3 protein-coding genes are annotated in these 3004 nt (G+C 72.0%); 2 read left to right on the top strand and 1 reads right to left on the bottom strand.

The annotated features are described in order from the left end of the window. Positions 1-1329, top strand: a 1329-nt coding sequence (locus AB0M20_RS35260; RefSeq protein WP_364304827.1) for a family 16 glycoside hydrolase, incomplete at its 5' end; no start/stop codon positions are given. On the opposite strand, the gene AB0M20_RS35265 is transcribed toward AB0M20_RS35260, so the two are convergent. Continuing rightward, on the bottom strand, positions 1326-2204 hold the full coding sequence (locus AB0M20_RS35265) for a LysR family transcriptional regulator (protein ID WP_364304829.1): 879 nt from the start codon (positions 2202-2204) through the stop codon (positions 1326-1328). The two genes, AB0M20_RS35260 and AB0M20_RS35265, sit on opposite strands and share 4 nt — an antisense overlap. Before the next feature lie 85 nt (positions 2205-2289). Between AB0M20_RS35265 and AB0M20_RS35270 the strand changes: the two genes are divergently transcribed. After that, on the top strand, positions 2290-3004 hold a 715-nt coding region (locus AB0M20_RS35270), incomplete at its 3' end, for an AfsR/SARP family transcriptional regulator (protein WP_364304831.1).

Consider the following 3004-nt stretch of genomic DNA (forward strand, 5'->3'; position numbering starts at 1 on the left):
TTCGACATGAAGTCGATGAGCGCCACCCGCGACGGCTTCGTGGTCGAGTACACCCGCCCGCTGTCCGACGTGACCATTGCGTCGCTGCCGACGGCCTACCGCGTCGAGCAGTGGCGTTACGTTCCGACCGCGCAGTACGGCGGCCCCGAGGTCGACCAGGAAACCCTCGCGGTGACCGCGACGAAGGTGTCGGCGGACCGTAAGAAGGTCACCCTCACCATCCCGGGCCTGCGCCGCGACCGCGTGGTGCACCTGCGCTCGCCGAGGCCGTTCGCCGCCGCCAACGGTGAGCAGCTGTGGAACACCGAGGCCTGGTACACGCTCAACGAGATCCCGGGCCCCATCCCGCAGCAGGTCTTCTACGAGGCCGAGGAGGGCAACCGCGAGGGCGGCGCCGGGCTGAACACCGACCACCCGGGTTTCTCCGGCGTCGGTTTCGTCGACGCGTTCGGCACCCTGAACGCCTCCACCACGATGTTCGTCACCGTGAAGGAGGCCGGCGACTACGCGGTGGGCCTGCGCTACTCCAACGGGCCCAACCCGTTCAGCGGCACCAAGACGGTCAGCGCGTACGTCAACGGCCGTAAGGCGAAGCAGGTCTCGCTGCCGAGCACGACCACCTGGGACAACTGGGCCACGGCCACCGACACACTGACGCTGAAGAAGGGTGTCAACCGGGTCCAGTACAGGGTCGACGCCGGCGACACCGGGCACGTCAACCTCGACATGATCAGCGTCCGCGAGCCGGGGGAGCGGATCACCCTCTTCGATGGAAACGGCCTGGACAACTGGCAGCACACCGACGGACGGCGTCCACAGTGGCCGGCGGTCGAGGGCAACGCGGTCGAGGTGTGCTGCGGTGACCTGCGCACGAAGGAGGCGTGGCAGGACTACAAGCTGCACGTCGAGTTCAAGGTGCCCCAGCTGCCACCGGACGTGACCGGGCAGAACCGCGGCAACAGCGGCGTCTACCAGCAGGAGCGTTACGAGCTGCAGATCCTGGACTCGTTCGGCGACCCGACGCTGGACAACAACGAGGCCGGCTCGATCTACCTGCACAAGGCCCCGGACGTGAACGCGGCCACCGCGCCGGAGACGTGGCAGACCTACGACGTCACGTTCCGCGCCGCCCGCTACGACGCGTCCGGCGTCAAGACCGCCAACGCCCGCATCACGGTGGTGTGGAACGGCGTGACCGTACACAACGACATCGAGATCCCGGCCGGCACCGGCGGCAACATCGCGGAGGGCCCGTCCACGGGCGCGATCCGCTTGCAGGACCACGGCAACAAGGTCCGCTACCGCAACCTCTGGATCGAACCGGTCTAGGGAACCGAGTGGGCGTGGCGGCGGACGGCGTCCGCCACCACGGCCCGCGCGGCCGTCGGCGGCCGGGCGGCGTGCTCGGCGAGGCAGAGCCGCCAGGTCAGATCGGTGGGTACGACGCTCAGGTGGCCGAACCCGGCGAACGACGGCCGCGGCACCACCGCCACCCCGACACCGGCCGCCACCAGCTCGCCGAGCAGCGTGTACTCGGCCACCTCGACCACCGGCGGCGGCGCGTCCGGCCCGCGGGCGGCGTCCACCATCGCGCGGACGCCCCAGCCCGCGGGCAGCGCCAGGTACGGCCGGTTCGTCAGGTCCTCGACGTCCACCTTGCGGCGTCTGGCGAGCGGGTCGTCGCCGCGGCAGAGCACGACCATCGGCTCGGTAAGCAGCGTGTGCAGGGTGATGTCGCGGGGCGGGGCGCCGACCGGGGTCACGAGCGCCATGTCCAGCCGGCCCTCGCGCACCGCGGTGATGTGGGCGGCCGGCCCGGTCAGTGACTGCACCAGCTGCACCTGCACGTCGGGATGCCGATCCCGCAGCTCGATGAGCATCGCCGTCACGTCGACCCGGCCGGTGACCAGGGTCAGCCCGATGCTCACCGTGCCGGCCACCCGGCCCTCGACGGCGTCCACCGCCTCGCGGGCCCGCTGCTCCTCGGCCAGCAGCGCGCGGGCGTGCGGCAGCAGCGCCTTGCCGGCCGCGGTCAGCACCGCCGAGGTGCGGGTGCGCTCGAAGAGCCGGCTGCCGAGCTGCCGCTCCAGCTGGGCGATCGACGCCGACACGGCCGACTGCCCGAGCCGCACCTGACGGGCCGCCGCGGTGAACGTCCCCGTGTCCACGACCGCGGCGAAACATCTGAGCTGACCGATCTCCACCCACGCAGCTTATTGATTCGATCGATGTGACACCACGGTCGGTAGCCAATGGATCGATAACCGCGCAGGTAGGATCGGTCGCGGTATGGGGACGCCGGAGCTTCTGGTCCGGGTGCTCGGCCCGGTCGAGGTCCGAGCTCCCGGCGGGTCGCCGTGCTCGCCGGCGCCGGCCGTCCGCGCCGTCCTCGCCCGGCTGGCGATGGACCCCGGACGCGTGGTCTCCGCCGACGCCCTCACCGACGCGCTCTGGGGCGAGGAACTGCCCGCCGACGCCGCGAACGCCCTGCAGCTCCGGGTGTCGAAACTTCGCCGCGCCCTGGCCAGGGCCGGCTTCGGCGCCGATCTGATCGTCACCCGGGCGCCGGGTTACCTGCTCGACCTGCCGGCCGAGGCGGTGGACGCCCACCGGTTCGAGCGGGCCGTCGCCGGCGCCGATCTGGCCGGTCTCGAGAGGGCCCTGCGACTGTGGCGCGGCCCCGCCCTGGCCGACGTCGGGGACACCGAGTGGAGCCGGGTCGAGCGGACCCGCCTCGAGCAGTTGCGGCTCGCGGCCGAGGCGGACCGGCTGGATCTGCTGATCGAGGCGGGCCGGCACGCCGAGGCGGTGGGCGACCTGGAGCGGCTGGTCGCCGAGCATCCTCTCCGGGAACGCCTGCACCGGCTGCTGATGCTCGCCCTCTACCGATCCGGCCGGCAGGCCGACGCCCTCGCCGTCGAGCAGCGGCTGCGGCGCCGGCTCGCCGATGACCTCGGCATCGACCCCTCCCCGGAGCTGCGCGAGCTGACGTCGGCGATCCTGC

Source organism: Actinoplanes sp. NPDC051633, from assembly GCF_040681735.1.
Classification (GTDB): Bacteria; Actinomycetota; Actinomycetes; order Mycobacteriales; family Micromonosporaceae; genus Actinoplanes.